The organism is Streptomyces sp. JNUCC 63 (assembly GCF_054366325.1).
Genome location: NZ_CM135963.1, coordinates 5,329,478 through 5,344,255 on the forward strand (window position 1 = coordinate 5,329,478; position 14,778 = coordinate 5,344,255).

Consider the following 14,778-nt stretch of genomic DNA (forward strand, 5'->3'; position numbering starts at 1 on the left):
CGGCGGGCACTCGGCACCCGTACCGGAGCCTGGCCAGACTCGACGGCATGACCACAACACCCCGGACGGGACCGGGTGCCGCGTCCGCGCCGCGGCACCCGCTTCCAAGCCCTGCGAACAGTAAAGCGCCCGCCACTGACAATCGGTCCCGGCCGCTGCTCGCGGTCGTGCTCGCGGCCCAGTTCATGGCGCTGCTCGACGTGTTCATCGTCAACGTCGCCGCCCCCACGATCGGCTCCGAACTGCACGCCTCGGGTGCCGACCTGCAGCTGGTGATCGCCGGGTACGCCATCACGTACTCCATCCTGCTGATCACCGGCGCCCGTCTCGGCGACCGGTTCGGGCACGGCCGGGTCCACCTCGCCGGGCTCGCCCTGTTCACCGCCGCCTCGCTCGCCTGCGGACTGGCGCAGGGCGCCACCGAGCTGATCGTCTTCCGGCTCGTCCAGGGCGCCGGCGCGGCGGTGATGATCCCGCAGGTGCTCAGCCTGATCCAGCGCACCTTCACCGGCGAGGCCCGGGTGCGGGCACTCGGCGCGTACGCGGCGGTCCTCGCCGTCGGCGCGGCGGCCGGGCAGATCGCCGGCGGCGTGCTGGTCGACGCGGACCTGTTCGGCACGAGCTGGCGGCCGGTGTTCCTGGTCAACGTGCCGGTGGGCGCCGTACTCCTGGTCGTGGGGCGGTACGTCCTGCCGCGGGACGTACCGAGGCAGCGCGCCCACGGTCTCGACCTGCCCGGCCTGATGCTGCTCGGCGCCTCCGTCTCGCTGCTGACGGTGCCGCTGGTGCTCGGACAGGAGAAGGACTGGCCGCTGTGGTCCTGGCTGTCGCTGGCCACGGCCGCGGTGCTGTTCGCGCTGTTCTGCGGGTACGAGTCGCGGCTCGCCCGGCGCGGCGGCGCCCCGCTGATCACGCCCCGGGTGCTGAGCCACCGAGGCATGGGCCTCGCCGTCTTCCGTATCCTGGCCGCCATGGCCGTCAACGGCGGTCTGCTGTTCACGCTCACCCTGCACGTGCAGGGCGGCCTCGACTACAGCGCGCTGCGGGCCGGACTGACCTTCGCGCCGACCGCGGTCGTCTTCGGCCTGGTCGGGCTCACCTGGCGCCGGTGGCCGGCGTCCTGGCTGCGCCGGCTGACCCCGGCCGGGTTCGCGCTCACCGCCCTGTCCGTGGCCGGTGTCGCACTGGCGTTCGGGGGTGGCGGTGACGGCGGCGCCCTCCTCTACGTGGCGTACGCCGGCGTGGGCACGGGGCTCGCGCTCGGGTTCAGTCCCACTCTCACCGGCGCGCTGGCCGCCGTGCGGCCCGAGGACGCGGCGGACGCGAGCGGTCTGCTGGCGACGGTCTCACAGCTCGGCCAGCTGACCGGTGTCGCGGTGTTCGGCACACTGTTCTTGAACCGGCTTGAGTCACTTGGGGCCCCGGGGGCGTATACCTCTGCGAAGGCGCTCTCGGAGTGCATGTACGCGCTGGCCGGGACGGCCGCGGCGGGTGTCGTGGCCGGACTGGTACCGAGGCGTCGCTGACCGTATTGGCCCGGCCATGGCAGAATCAAACGGCCGGAAGGGGGCGCGGCCCGACGGGAGGGAGTGGCGATGCCTGCGAGCATCCTCGAGGAGGTCGGTCACCTCCTCGATGCGGCGTTGATACGAGACACGATCACCCGCCTCGTGTGCCCTTCCTGCGGTTCCCTCCATGTGGCCCAGGTCCTCGGCGACAACGGCGGGATCTCGTACGTGTGCACGGCCTGCGGCCACAGCTGGAGCTGACCCATGGGTGCACACAGGCGAAAGTGCGACTGGTGCGGCGGCGGCACCCCGATCGTCCGCGACATGGAACCGATCAACCCCGACTACCAGTACTGGTGCGAGGAGTGCGCGCGGGCGCTGATCATAAAGGGCGACCCGATCGAGACCTACCGCGAGCTGGAGGGCGAGCCGATCTACGGCCGGCTCCTGGAGGAGCACTGCACCCTCAAGCGGTTCTACTCCTTCGTGACGGCCTGACGCCGGCCGCTCCGCCCGGCCTGTGCCGGCTCGTGCCGGGCGGGGCGGAAACCGATTTGGTGTTCCACCCCCTGGACCGTGTAATGTTGGCGTCGCCGCCAGGGAGACCAGGCGGAACGTGGCAAGGGGCTATAGCTCAGTTGGTAGAGCGCCTGCATGGCATGCAGGAGGTCAGGAGTTCAATTCTCCTTAGCTCCACAAGAGGTGAGGGCGAGTCATCCGGACAGATGGCTCGCCCTCGACGTATGTCCGGTCGCGTGTACGGCGGCACCGGGAGCGGCAACGCAAAACGGCGGGTCACCCAAGGAGGTGACCCGCCGTCGTGTGTGCTCAGCGCCCCAGGGCGCGGCGGCCGCGGCCCTGGGAGAGGACCGGCAGGTTGCGGGACGGAGCCTGCGAGCGGGTGTCCTCCTCGATGCGCAGGGCCAGCGCCGGGCAGCGGCGTACGGCACGCAGGGCCTTGGCCTCCGCATAGCGCGGCACCTTCGCCTGGGCGACGGTCGGGAATCCGTCGGCACCCAGTTCGAAGACCTCGGGGAGGATGTCCGCGCACAGGCCGTGGCCCCGGCACAGCGTCCAGTCGACGTAGATCTTCTGACGGCTGACGCCGCCCTCCTCGGCCTCGCCGCCGCCCGGGACGCCCGTAGGGGCCCTGCCCCCCTCGAAGAGCGGCAGAACGCCCTCCACCGGCCGTCCGCAGCCGTTGCCGAGGACATGGGCGGCCAGGTCGTCCGTGAACGCCTTGACGGTCGATTCCAGGAACATCGCCGAACCGTCCGGGTGCGAGCACGCGCCGCGCCGCTTGACGTTCTTGGCGACTTGCCTGAGGGCCTCCAGGGCGGCCGGTCCGCCGCCGTTGAGGATGTCCTCCATCCCGCGCGCGGCGGCCGGCAGGCCGAGGTAGCAGGGGCCGCACTGGCCCGCGCTCTCCTCCGCCAGCCACTTCGCCACCTGCAGTGACTCGCCGAGCGGGCAGGTCTCCTGGCTGATCGGCAGAATCGCCCCGGCGCCGAGCGAACCGCCCACCGCGTCCAGCGAGTTGCGCGAGACGATCGCCTCGTTCACGGTCGCCGCGTCGATCCACTTGCCGTGGTAGCCGCCGGTCAGCACGCCCTGCGGCACCGGCGGCGCGCCGGCGAGCTGAAGGACGTAGCGCAGCGGCACGCCCGTGGGGACCTCGATCACCATGGGGCGCGCGACGGCGCCGGAGACCGTCAGCATGACGGTGCCCGGCTCGTCGTACAGGCCGGTGTTGCGGTAGCGCTCCGGGCCGATGCGGGCGCCGATCGCCAGCTGGGCGAAGGTCTCGGCGTTGGACAGCAGCGTGGGCGCGCCGCCCACGCCGTTCTGCGAGGCACTGGTCTTGCGGCCCGGAGGGACCGCCGGACCGCCGTCGATGGAACGGATCAGCGAGGCCGCCGCACCCGTGACCATGCGCACCGGATTGCGCTGCACGCTCGCGCGCAGTGCCGACCTGCGGCTGTTGCTCAGACCGCGTTCGGCGAGCGCGGCCTCCATGGAGCGCTGGGTGGACTCCCGGGTGACGCCCACCACGAGCGTGCGGGCGCCGAGGGCCTCCGCGACCAGCAGGGCGCCGTCCAGGATGAGGTGCGGGGCACGGTTGATCAGGACCGTGTCCTTGCGGCAGGCCGGCTCGTCCTCGCTTCCGTTGACGACGACGACCGGCCGCACGCCGCGTTTGATCGCCGCCTCGGCGACCGAACGCAGCTTCCTGTGGAAGGGGAAGCCCGCGCCGCCGCGGCCCTTCAGGTTGATGGCCTCGGCGAGCTGCGCGAGCTGCTCGCCGCCCATCGGTTCAAGCGGCCCGTGCACCTTCAGGTGCATGGGCAGATCGAGTCGTTCGACAAGGTCGAAGCCCGACGTGAGCTGGGGAAGACCGACCACGCGGACTTCGGGGACGTCGGGCAGGGCCTCGTTCACCTGTAGCCTCCGGAAGGCGTGTTCCAAGGTTCGCCCGAACCCGGCGCGTCGTAGGAGGCGCCGGGGGGTGTTTCTGTGGCGGGACCGCTGTTGTACGTGTCACTCGGGTTGTACGTGCCGTAGGGCGTGTTCGTCTCACCGGTGTCGTACACATCACGTCCGCCGTACACGTTCGCGCCCGGATTGTTGTAGGTCGGGATGTTGTATCCCGTGTCGTTCAGCGGATCGTAGGCCGACGGGGGCGCCTCGCCGACGGGCGGCGGGGAGGGGACCGGCCAGCTGCCCGGCGCGCCGCCGGCGCCGTCCATGCGCGGCATCGCCTCCGTGGCCTGCATGTCGAACGGCGTGTTCATGCGCGCGGTCCGGTCGGCCGGCTGCCCGCCGCCCGGAGGGGTCGAGACGGCTCGGTAGGCGGCCGCGAAGCCGGGGGAGGGCTCGGCGTTCGCGGCGGGCGCGGGAGCCTCGTACAGCGGCGAGGAGGGGCTCGGAACGCGCGGCAGGGACCCCGTCGTGTCGGCGCGCGAGGGCCTCGCCGCACGCGCGCCCTCGTAGCCCGCCAGTGCGCTCTCCGCCACCCTGGCCCGGCTCGCGTCCAGGTCGTCCAGCTCGGGCCGCTCCCCGCCGCCCAGGGCCGCCACCAGCCGGTCGGCGAGCCTGCGCTTGAACGGGCGCGGCGCCGCGCGCACGGCCAGGGCCGCCATGACACCCAGCAGGGACAGGCTGTAGAGGATCACGAAGATCGGCTTGGCCTCCCGGCCCGCGTACAGGCCGTGGATCAGCGCCGCGCACCAGGCCGGGTAGGCCAGCATGTGCATCGCCCGCCAGCGTGCCGCGACCGGGGCCGGGGTGGCGAAGTTGCTGCGCAGCGCGCCGGTGATGCCCACGAAGATCATCAGCAGGCCGGCCAGGGAGCCCAGGCCGACCAGGCCCTCGATTCCGGTGAAGCCGAGCGAGAACGGGATGAGCGCGGCGATCAGCTGGGTGTGCTGCAGGGCGATCTTGGTGGTGATGTGCACCAGGAGGAACGCGATCGAGCCGACCGCGGTGGTCCGGTGCACCGCCTGGGCCACGATCCGCTGGCGCGTGTTGAGGATGATCCGGTCCTGGGCGACCAGGCCCCAGATCACCGAGCAGCTGAGCGAGACGAGGGAGAGCACGCCCGCGCCGAAGTTCAGGAACTCGCGGAACTGGCTGCCTCCGGCCAGCACGACCACGGGTATGAGGAGCAGGACGACAGCGGTCGCCACCCCGTAGGCCGAGCGGCCGGGTTTGGGGAGCGAGCTGTTACTGCGACGAGGGTTCATGGGGGCGACTCCGAGCGGTTCGGGAAAGCGGTCCCGAGGACGAACTCTAAGCGGCTCCCAAACCGAGCAGTACGCCATTCGAGTTATTGCCTTGTTATCAAGGGGGCTCTCGGGACTCACGTTGTCCCCATAGGCTCCGTTACGCCGGGTAATTCTTGAACTTTGTTCAACTTTTCGGAACCTCCACAAGCGGATCCCGGCTCCCCCACGGGCCGCCGGCGCGCCGGTTCCGCCCCGCGGAAGCTCGTCGCGGCGCACTCGACGGCTGCGGTACCCTGACGCCATGCGTGCCGTACGCCTTCTGCTTGGCGAGCCGCGCTGATCAGTCCCGGCCGCCGGATCGATCCGGTGGTCGGCATCGGCGCGGCGTCCCCTCCTGTGCGAGGGGATTTTTCATTTCCGAAAGTCGCAGCCGTGGGCAGAGACGATCGATGGAGCTTTGAGAATCATGAGCGAGACGAACCCCGCTGCCCCCTCCGAGGTGGCAGCGCCGCACCGCTACACGGCCGCCGTGGCGGCCGAGATCGAGGCACGCTGGCAGGACTTCTGGGACGCCGAGGGCACGTACGCCGCGCCGAACCCCAAGGGCGACCTGGCCGGCGACCCCGAGCTGGTCGCCAGGCCCAAAAAGTTCATCATGGACATGTTCCCGTACCCCTCCGGTGCGGGCCTGCACGTCGGCCACCCCCTGGGCTACATCGCCACCGACGTCTACGCCCGGTTCCAGCGGATGACCGGCCACAACGTCCTGCACACCCTGGGCTTCGACGCCTTCGGCCTGCCCGCCGAGCAGTACGCCGTGCAGACCGGCACGCACCCGCGTGTGTCCACCGAGGCCAACATCGAGAACATGAAGGCCCAGCTGCGCCGGCTGGGCCTGGGCCACGACAAGCGCCGGTCGTTCGCCACGATCGACCCGGACTACTACAAGTGGACCCAGTGGATCTTCCTGCAGATCTTCAACTCCTGGTACGACGACGAGGCGAAGAAGGCCCGCCCGATCTCCCGGCTGATCGCCCAGTTCGAGTCCGGTGAGCGGACCGTACCGGGGCACACGCGCGCGTGGCACGAGCTGAGCAACGCCGAGCGCGCCGAGGTCCTGGGCGAGTTCCGCCTGGCCTACGCCTCCGACGCGCCCGTCAACTGGTGCCCCGGCCTCGGCACCGTGCTGGCCAACGAGGAGGTCACCGCCGACGGCCGCTCCGAGCGAGGCAACTTCCCGGTCTTCAAGGCCAAGCTGCGCCAGTGGAACATGCGCATCACCGCCTACGCCGACCGGCTGCTGGAGGACCTGGAGGAGCTGGACTGGCCCGAGGCCATCAAGCTGCAGCAGCGCAACTGGATCGGCCGCTCCGAGGGCGCCCGCGTCGACTTCCCGATCGACGGCGAGCACATCACGATCTTCACCACCCGCCAGGACACCCTGTTCGGAGCCACCTACATGGTGCTCGCGCCCGAGCACCCGCTGGTGGAGAAGTTCACCCCGGTCGCCTGGCCCGAGGGCACGCACGAGGTGTGGACCGGCGGCCACGCCACCCCCGCCGAGGCCGTCGCCGCCTACCGCGCGCAGGCCGCCTCGAAGTCCGACGTCGAACGCCAGGCCGAGGCCAAGGACAAGACCGGTGTCTTCACCGGCGCGTTCGCGACCAACCCGGTCAACGGCGAGCAGATCCCGGTCTTCATCGCCGACTACGTCCTGATGGGCTACGGCACCGGCGCGATCATGGCCGTCCCGGCGCACGACTCCCGCGACTTCGCCTTCGCGCGCGCCTTCGAGCTGCCGATGCGCTGCGTCGTGGAACCGAGTGACGACCGGGGCACGGACCCGTCCACCTGGGACGACTCCTTCGACTCGTACGACGCGAAGATCATCAACTCCTCCAGTGACGACGTGAAGCTGGACGGCCTGGGCGTCGTCGACGCCAAGGCGCGCACCACCGAGTGGCTGGAGCGCAAGGGCATCGGCGAGGGCACCGTCAACTTCCGCCTGCGCGACTGGCTGTTCAGCCGCCAGCGCTACTGGGGCGAGCCCTTCCCGATCGTCTACGACGAGGACGGCGTCGCCCACGCGCTGCCCGAGTCCATGCTGCCGCTGGAGCTGCCCGAGGTCGAGGACTACTCGCCGCGCACCTTCGACCCCGACGACGCCGATACCCACCCCGAGACGCCGCTGTCGCGCAACGAGGAGTGGGTCGACGTCACCCTGGACCTGGGCGACGGACCGAAGAAGTACCGCCGCGAGACCAACACCATGCCCAACTGGGCCGGTTCCTGCTGGTACGAGTTCCGCTACCTGGACCCGCACAACGGCCAGAAGCTGGTCGACCCGGAGATCGAGCGCTACTGGATGGGCCCGCGCGAGGGCATGCCGCACGGCGGTGTCGACCTGTACGTCGGCGGCGCCGAGCACGCCGTGCTGCACCTGCTGTACGCGCGCTTCTGGTCCAAGGTCCTGTACGACCTGGGGCACGTCTCCTCCGAGGAGCCGTTCCACAAGCTGTTCAACCAGGGCATGATCCAGGCCTACGTCTACCGGGACAGCCGCGGCATCGCGGTGCCGGCCGCCGAGGTGGAGGAGCGCGACGGCGCGTACTACTACCAGGGCGAGAAGGTCTCCCGGCTGCTGGGCAAGATGGGCAAGTCCCTGAAGAACGCCGTCACCCCGGACGAGATCTGCGCCGAGTACGGTGCCGACACGCTGCGCCTGTACGAGATGGCCATGGGGCCGCTGGACGTCTCCCGGCCGTGGGACACGCGCGCGGTGGTGGGCCAGTTCCGGCTGCTGCAGCGGCTGTGGCGCAACATCGTCGACGAGACCACCGGCGAGGTCACCGTCGTCGACGCCGAGCCCGGCGAGGAGACGCTGCGCGCCCTGCACAAGGCGATCGACGGGGTACGCCAGGACCTGGAGGGCCTGCGCTTCAACACCGCCATCGCCAAGGTGACGGAGCTGAACAACCACCTGACCAAGTCGGGCAGGGCGGTGCCGCGCTCCGTCGCCGAGCCGCTGGTGCTGATGGTCGCGCCGCTGGCCCCGCACATCGCCGAGGAGCTGTGGCGCAAGCTGGGCCACACCGGCTCCGTCGTCCACGAGGACTTCCCCGTCGCCGACCCGGCGTACGTCGTGGACGAGGCCGTGACCTGCGTCGTGCAGATCAAGGGCAAGGTCAAGGCGCGCCTGGAGGTCTCCCCGGCCATCACGGAGGAGGAGCTGGAGAAGGTCGCGCTGGCCGACGAGAGGGTCGTCGCGGCGCTCGACGGCGCGGGCATCCGCAAGGTGATCGTCCGGGCGCCGAAGCTCGTCAACATCGTGCCGGCGTGACCGCGTGAGGGCCGGGGCACGAGCGCCTCGGGGTAGTCCCCTACGGGCAGGTTCGGGGTTCATCCGGAACCCGGAACCTGCCCGTTGCGTTTACCGTGGAGGGGCGGCGCGACCCGTGCCGCCGCAGCCGGAGGAGGAGCGCCGTGGAAGCCGTCATCACCGTCTTCACCCTGCTCTTCGTGCTCTTCCTGGCCTTCGGCGTCTATGCCACGGTGAAGGTGGTCGGCGCCGCCAAGCGCGGTGTGGACCGCACCCTCACCCAGGCCCGCCGCACGGTCGAGGACCACACCCTGCGGGCCAAGTCCTTCGCCCAGCCCGGTCCGGCGGGCGAACTGGCCCAGCTCCGGCTCACCCTGCGCACCTCGATGCGCGCCACGCAGGACGCCCTGGACGCGGGCGTGCGCGAGGACGAGTCCCTCAAGGAGTCCGTCGCCCTGTTCGAGCGCCTCAGCACGCACGGACACGAACTGGACGGGGAGCTCAAGCGCCTGGAGGCCGAGCCGGACCGTACGACGCTCGCCGAGCGGCTCCCCGTCCTGCGCGAGCGCACCCGGCGCATCACGGAATCGGCCGACTCCCTGCGCTGGGCCGCCCGCGACCGTGCCCGCCGCTTCGCCGACGACGATCTGGACGCGCTGAGCGCCCAGATCGACGTGGAGGCCGGCGCGCTGCGCCACTGGACGAAGGTCGAGCCGTCGACCGGGTCTGGGCCGTGGCCCGCGCCCCCGGCCGCCGAAGCGGGCCCGCAGACCTGGTCCGAGGCCCCGAAGCCGACCTCCGGCCAGGAGCCTGCCCGGCCCGCCATCACCCCGCCGGGCCGCCGCCCCGCCTACCCCTGGCAGAAGAAGGCCCGCCCCGAGAGCACGACGTGATCGCGACATGATCCGGCCACACGTGACCCGCTGAGAAGAGGCTGGGCTGCCGTCGGAGCGCTACGGCAGGTAGCCTCCAGCTCATGTCCCGCCATGTCGCGATCGTCACCGATTCAACGGCCTACCTGCCGCCGCGGACGATGGAGCGCCACGGCATCACCGCGGTTCCGCTGACCGTGGTCCTCGGCGACCGGGCGCTCGAAGAGGGCACCGAGATCTCGACGCGTTCACTCGCCCAGGCGCTGCAGAAGCGGCGGCCCGTCACCACCTCGCGCCCCAGCCCCGAGCTGTTCGCCGAGACCTACCGCAGAGTCGCGGAGTCCGGCGCGAGCGGCATCGTCTCCCTGCACCTGTCCGCGGAGCTCTCCGGCACCTACGACGCCGCGGTGCTCGCCGCCCGCGAGGCACCGGTGCCGGTACGGGTGGTGGACACCGGAATGATCGCGATGGCGCTCGGCTTCTGCGCCCTGGCCGCGGCCGAGGTCGCCGAGGCCGACGGCACGGTGGACGAGGCGGTCACGGCCGCGGAGAAGCGTGCCGGGGGAACCTCCGCGTTCTTCTACGTCGACACGCTCGACTATCTGCGCCGCGGCGGCCGCATCGGCGCGGCGCAGGCGCTGCTGGGTTCCGCGCTCGCGGTGAAACCGCTGCTGCAGTTGCAGGGCGGCCGTATCGAACCGCTGGAGAAGGTCCGCACCGCCTCGAAGGCGATCGCCCGGCTGGAGGAGGTCGTGACCGAGCGTGCGGGCGGAGCCGACGTGGACATCGCCGTCCATCATCTCGCCGCCCCGGACCGGGCGTCGGCCCTCGCGGACCGGCTGCGCGCCCGAGTGCCCGGACTGGCCGACCTGCACGTCAGCGAGGTCGGGGCGGTGATCGGTGCGCACACCGGGCCGGGGCTGCTGGGAGTCGTGGTCTCGCCCCGGTAGCTCGTCCGGGTGACGGAGTTATCCACAACTGGCGGGTAATCCCCGAGAATTGAGCAAGATCATCGCGAAGGCGCCGGGTTGCCCGACGCTCCTCGCATGGCACTTCGATCACGCTCACATACGTCCGCAGCGACCAGCGGACCGGGTCGCGCCCCCGCCTCGGACAGCCGCGCCCGTCACCGCCGACCGACCCGCCACGCCTCGGCCGAGGAACTGCGCCGACGCGCGCAGTCCCTCTTCGCCGAACGTGCCGTACGGGCGGGGGAGTCGGGAATCGGCCCCCCGGAAGCCGCGGAGAAGCCCAAGCCCGGCCCGCACCCGGCGTCGTCGGCCCGGTCCGGTCGGCCCACGCCGTCCTGGGCCGTCCCGGTCCCGGTCCCGGTCTCGGACCCGGCCCGGACCGGCCGCCCAGTGGGCGAGACCCACGCGCCGCCGAGCAGCCCGCACCGGACCGATGCCGGCACCGCCCGGCAGCACGCTCCGGGCCCGGCTGCGGTGGTTGGCGCGGGCTCGACTCCGGCGGGTGGCGAGGACGCGATTGCCGGAGTCGGAGCCGGCTTCGCTGCCCCGAGGCAGGCGAGCCCGTCTGCCTCGGGTGCCGCGGGCCCGGTTACGACAGACGCCACGGACTCGACTGCCATGGCCGACGCGGGTTTTGACCCCGTGTGTGAGGCGAGCCCGGCCGCGGTGGCCGCCGCGCGCTGTGCTGCCGCGCGTCGGGCGAGTCCGTCCGGGGCGGTCCGCGTGGGTCGGACTGGTGTGGTTCACGCAGACCTGACCGGCGTGGCAGACACGGGCCGGTCTGCCGTGGCCGACAGGGGTGCACCTGCCGTGGCCGGCGCGGGCCCGGCTGTCGGGAGCAAGTCGGGCCCGATTGCGGCAGGTGGCGTGGTGCCGGCCGGCGTGGGCGATGTGGGTCCGGCTGCCGCGGTTCGGATTCGCCCGTCCGGGGTGGTTGGCGTGGGCTCCGCCGACATGGCCGGTGCTGTCCTTGCCGATAGGAGCGAGGCGGGCTCGGCGGAGCCGGCCGGCGTAGGACCGGTTGGCGGGGCCGGTGTCGGCCGGGCCGGGTCCGTGCCGGACTGGCGGGGGCGAGTTGCGGGTGCGGTGCGGGAGCGGATGCCGTTGTGGTTGCAGGCGCGGTGCGGGCTGGAACGCAGGAACGTGGTGGCACTCACGGTGCTGCTCGCCGTTGCCGCGGTTCTCGCCGTGCAGCACTTCTGGACCGGCCGTACCCAGGCCGTCCAAGCACCCGGGGTGGTGCGGGCCGTGGCTCCTCGTCAGGGCCAGGCGGAGGGCAAGGGCACCGCCGCCGCGGCGCCGGTCACTTCACCCGGCGCCCCCGCAGCGGCCGGCACGGAGATCGTGGTGGACGTCAGCGGCAAGGTCCGGCACCCCGGAATCCAGCGCCTGCCCGCCGGATCGCGGGTCGCCGACGCGCTGCGGGCGGCCGGCGGGGTGCGCCCCGGCACCAACACCGACGGCCTCAATCGGGCCCGCTTTCTCGTGGACGGCGAACAGGTCGTCGTCGGCGGCCCGGCCCGGGCTGCGGAACCCCCATCGCCCGGCAAGGGTGCGGCCGGTGGGGGCGGTGCGGGCGCTCCCACGGCCCCGGTCTCCCTCAACACGGCCACCGCGGACCAGTTGCAGACCCTCCCCGGCGTCGGCCCCGTGCTGGCCCGCCGCATCATCGACTACCGCACGCAGCACGGAGGCTTCCGCTCGGTGGACCAGCTGCGTGAGGTCAGCGGCATCGGCGAGCGCCGCTTCGCCGACCTGCGAAGCCTGGTCGGCCCATGAGCCGGAACTCCGACGACCCGCGCGGACCCACGGTTCTCGATCGCCACGTCCGCCCGGCGGTGCACGCCGCCTCCGGCAAACGGCTCGGTGCCGCCCACCCGCGACAGGAAGGACCAGCAGACCTCCGGCTCGTCCCACCCGCGCTCGCGGCCTGGGCGACGGCCGCACTCGCGCTGGACGCCCCCACGGGCCGGGTGACCGGCTTCGTGATCACCTGCCTCGCCGCAGCCGCCGTACTCCTGCTCGGCCGACGACATCCAGGACACGGACGGACGCCTGCCCTTCCCACCGGGCGGACCTGGGCGCGTGCCTCCGTCGCCGCAGTGCTGCTCGCCACCGCCGCGGCCGCCGTCTCCGCCGGGCTGCACGGCGCGGACGTACGGCGCGGGCCGGTGCCCGCCCTGGCGCGGCAGTACGCCACGGTGACCGCCGAGGTGGAGCTGACGTCCGACCCTCGTCTCACCCGCCCCCGGGTCCGCGGCGACCACGTGGCGCCGACCTCCGTACTGATCGACGCCGAGGTACGGCGCGTCGAACGGACGGGCCGAGCGGCGGCCGTGACGACCCGGACTCCGGTGCTGATCCTCGTCAGCACCGGCTCGTGGAAGCCGGCCCGCACCGAGGGCACGTCAGCGGGAGCGCGACGTGCGTCGGCCGACCCGACGCGGCGCTCGCCCTGGCTCGGCCTGCTGCCGTCCACGCGGCTGAGAGTGACCGCGCGGCTGGCGCCCCCGCTGACGGGCGGCGATCGGATCGCGGCGGTGCTACGGGTCCGGGACCGGGCGGCGCCCGAAGTGGTGGCGGAGCCGTCCGGACCACAGCGGCTGGCCGGCCGGCTGCGGGCGGGGCTGCGGGAGGCGACCGACGGCCTGCCGGCGGACGCGCGGGCACTGCTGCCGGGCCTGGTCGTCGGGGACACCTCGCGTATCACCCCCGAGCTGGACGAGGCGTTCAAGGCGACGGACCTCACTCACCTCCTGGCCGTCTCCGGAAGCAACCTCACCATCCTCCTCGCCCTGCTCGTCGGACCGCCCGGCCTGGCCCAGCATGCCGAGCGCCGCGGCCTCGCGCCGCGACTCGGCCTCACGCTGCGCGGCACCGCGCTGCTCGGCGCGGTGCTCACCATGGGGTTCGTCGTCGTGTGCAGACCCGACCCGAGCGTGCTGCGGGCCGCGGCCTGCGGAGCCGTGGCGCTGCTCGCCCTCGCGACCGGGCGCCGCAGATCGCTGCTGCCCGCCCTGGCGACCGCCGTGCTGCTGCTGGTGCTGTACGACCCGTGGCTGTCCCGCAGTTACGGCTTCCTGCTGTCGGTGCTGGCCACCGGCGCCCTGCTCACGCTCGCACCCCGCTGGAGCGCGGCGCTGCGACGGCGCCGGGTGCCCGCCCGCCTGGCCGAGGCGCTGGCCGCGGCGGCCGCCGCGCAGGCGCTGTGCGCGCCGGTCGTGGCCGTGCTGTCGGCCCGGGTGAGCCTGGTCGCGGTGCCGTGCAACCTGCTCGCGGAGGTCGCGGTCGCGCCCGCCACGGTGCTGGGCTTCGCCGCGCTGGCGACGGCACCGGTCGCGATGCCGGTGGCGGAGGCGCTCGCCTGGTGCGCGAGTTGGCCGACCGGATGGCTCGCGAAGGTGGCCCGGGCGGGGATGGCCCAGCCCGGCGGAGGAGTGGACTGGCCGGGTAGCTGGACCGGGGCGTTGTTGCTGGCCCTCGTCACGGCGGCGACCGTGCTCGTGGGCCGGTGGCTCCTCAGGCGCCCCTGGCTCTGCGGTGTCTGCGGGGCACTCCTTCTGCTGGTGATCGTGCAGCCGCCGCCGCTGACCCGGGTGATCACCGGCTGGCCGCCGCCGGGCTGGCGGTTCGCGATGTGCGACGTGGGACAGGGCGACGCGACGGTGCTTGCGGCGGGCCGGGGCGCGGGTGTGGTCGTGGACGCCGGGCCCGACGCCACGCTGGTGGACCACTGTCTGCGCGCGCTCGGCATCACCAGGGTCCCGCTGGTCGTGCTGACCCACTTTCACGCCGACCACGTGGCCGGCCTGCGCGGCGTACTGCGGGGACGCTCGGTGGGCGCGATCGAGACGACCGGGCACGAAGAACCGGCGCAGCAGGCCGAGTTCGTACGGAAGGAGGCGGCCGGCCGCGGCATTCCGCTCACCCGTGCCGTCGCCGGGGAGGAGCGCGGCACCGGTGACCTGATCTGGCAGGTGCTGTGGCCACCACCGCCCCCGGCACCGGACCCGGACGGGCCCAACGACGCCAGCGTGACGCTGCTCGTCCGGTCCGGCGGACTGCGGCTGCTGCTCCTCGGTGACCTCGAACCCCCGGCCCAGCAGCAGCTGTTGCACTCCTCGGCGATCGCACAACTGGCGAGCGTGGACGTATTGAAAGTCGCCCACCACGGCTCGGCCTACCAGAGCCCGGACCTGATACGCCTGGTGGCCCCGCGCCTGGCCCTGATCTCCTGCGGCGCGGACAACCCGTACGGACACCCGGCCCCCGCCACCGTCGCCGCCCTGCGTGCGGGGGGCGCGATGGTGCTGCGCACGGACCGGGACGGCGCGCTCGCGGTGACCGGGGCGGGTGCGGGGTTGCGGGTGGCGCGAGACTGAA

The 14,778-nt window shown here is 72.7% G+C and carries 10 protein-coding genes and 1 tRNA gene; 9 read left to right on the forward strand and 2 right to left on the reverse strand.

Going from position 1 to position 14,778, the window contains the following annotated elements:
- Window positions 1-167 precede the first annotated feature (167 nt).
- The 4 genes from ACX25U_RS24465 to ACX25U_RS24480 all read left to right on the forward strand — a co-directional run bounded on the left by ACX25U_RS24465 (window position 168) and on the right by ACX25U_RS24480 (window position 2,204).
- Window positions 168-1,526, forward strand: a complete 1,359-nt coding sequence (locus tag ACX25U_RS24465; RefSeq protein WP_454383151.1) for an MFS transporter — start codon at window positions 168-170, stop codon at window positions 1,524-1,526.
- A gap of 69 nt (window positions 1,527-1,595) precedes the next feature.
- Entirely contained in the window at window positions 1,596-1,769 is a 174-nt protein-coding gene (locus tag ACX25U_RS24470) for a hypothetical protein (protein ID WP_454383153.1), read from the forward strand.
- Between the two features lie 3 nt (window positions 1,770-1,772).
- The gene (locus ACX25U_RS24475) at window positions 1,773-2,006 is read left to right on the forward strand and encodes a hypothetical protein (protein ID WP_100566877.1); all 234 of its coding nucleotides are present in this window, start codon (window positions 1,773-1,775) and stop codon (window positions 2,004-2,006) included.
- A gap of 125 nt (window positions 2,007-2,131) precedes the next feature.
- Window positions 2,132-2,204, forward strand: a tRNA-Ala gene (locus tag ACX25U_RS24480).
- A gap of 132 nt (window positions 2,205-2,336) precedes the next feature.
- Here ACX25U_RS24480 and ACX25U_RS24485 read toward each other — a convergent pair.
- On the reverse strand, window positions 2,337-3,947 hold the full coding sequence (locus tag ACX25U_RS24485) for an NADH-ubiquinone oxidoreductase-F iron-sulfur binding region domain-containing protein (RefSeq protein ID WP_454383155.1): 1,611 nt from the start codon (window positions 3,945-3,947) through the stop codon (window positions 2,337-2,339).
- The gene (locus tag ACX25U_RS24490) at window positions 3,944-5,251 is read right to left on the reverse strand and encodes a cytochrome b/b6 domain-containing protein (RefSeq protein ID WP_454383156.1); all 1,308 of its coding nucleotides are present in this window, start codon (window positions 5,249-5,251) and stop codon (window positions 3,944-3,946) included. The genes ACX25U_RS24485 and ACX25U_RS24490 overlap by 4 nt, the downstream gene beginning before the upstream one ends.
- 448 nt (window positions 5,252-5,699) lie before the next feature.
- On the opposite strand from ACX25U_RS24490, the gene leuS reads away from it, so the two are divergent.
- The 5 genes from leuS (at window position 5,700) to ACX25U_RS24515 (ending at window position 14,777) form a co-directional block, all read left to right on the forward strand.
- Entirely contained in the window at window positions 5,700-8,573 is a 2,874-nt protein-coding gene (gene leuS, locus ACX25U_RS24495) for a leucine--tRNA ligase (protein ID WP_454383158.1), read from the forward strand.
- Window positions 8,574-8,716: 143 nt separating this feature from the next.
- A complete protein-coding gene (locus ACX25U_RS24500) occupies window positions 8,717-9,445 on the forward strand; it encodes a hypothetical protein (RefSeq protein WP_454383160.1) in 729 nt (242 codons plus the stop codon).
- Window positions 9,446-9,528: 83 nt separating this feature from the next.
- Complete coding sequence (locus ACX25U_RS24505; RefSeq protein WP_454383162.1) at window positions 9,529-10,374, forward strand: DegV family protein; 846 nt, start codon at window positions 9,529-9,531, stop codon at window positions 10,372-10,374.
- A 1,119-nt stretch (window positions 10,375-11,493) separates the two neighbouring features.
- A complete protein-coding gene (locus tag ACX25U_RS24510) occupies window positions 11,494-12,174 on the forward strand; it encodes a helix-hairpin-helix domain-containing protein (protein ID WP_454383164.1) in 681 nt (226 codons plus the stop codon).
- The gene (locus ACX25U_RS24515; RefSeq protein WP_454383166.1) at window positions 12,171-14,777 is read left to right on the forward strand and encodes a ComEC/Rec2 family competence protein; all 2,607 of its coding nucleotides are present in this window, start codon (window positions 12,171-12,173) and stop codon (window positions 14,775-14,777) included. The genes ACX25U_RS24510 and ACX25U_RS24515 overlap by 4 nt, the downstream gene beginning before the upstream one ends.
- Window position 14,778: the final 1 nt, after the last annotated feature.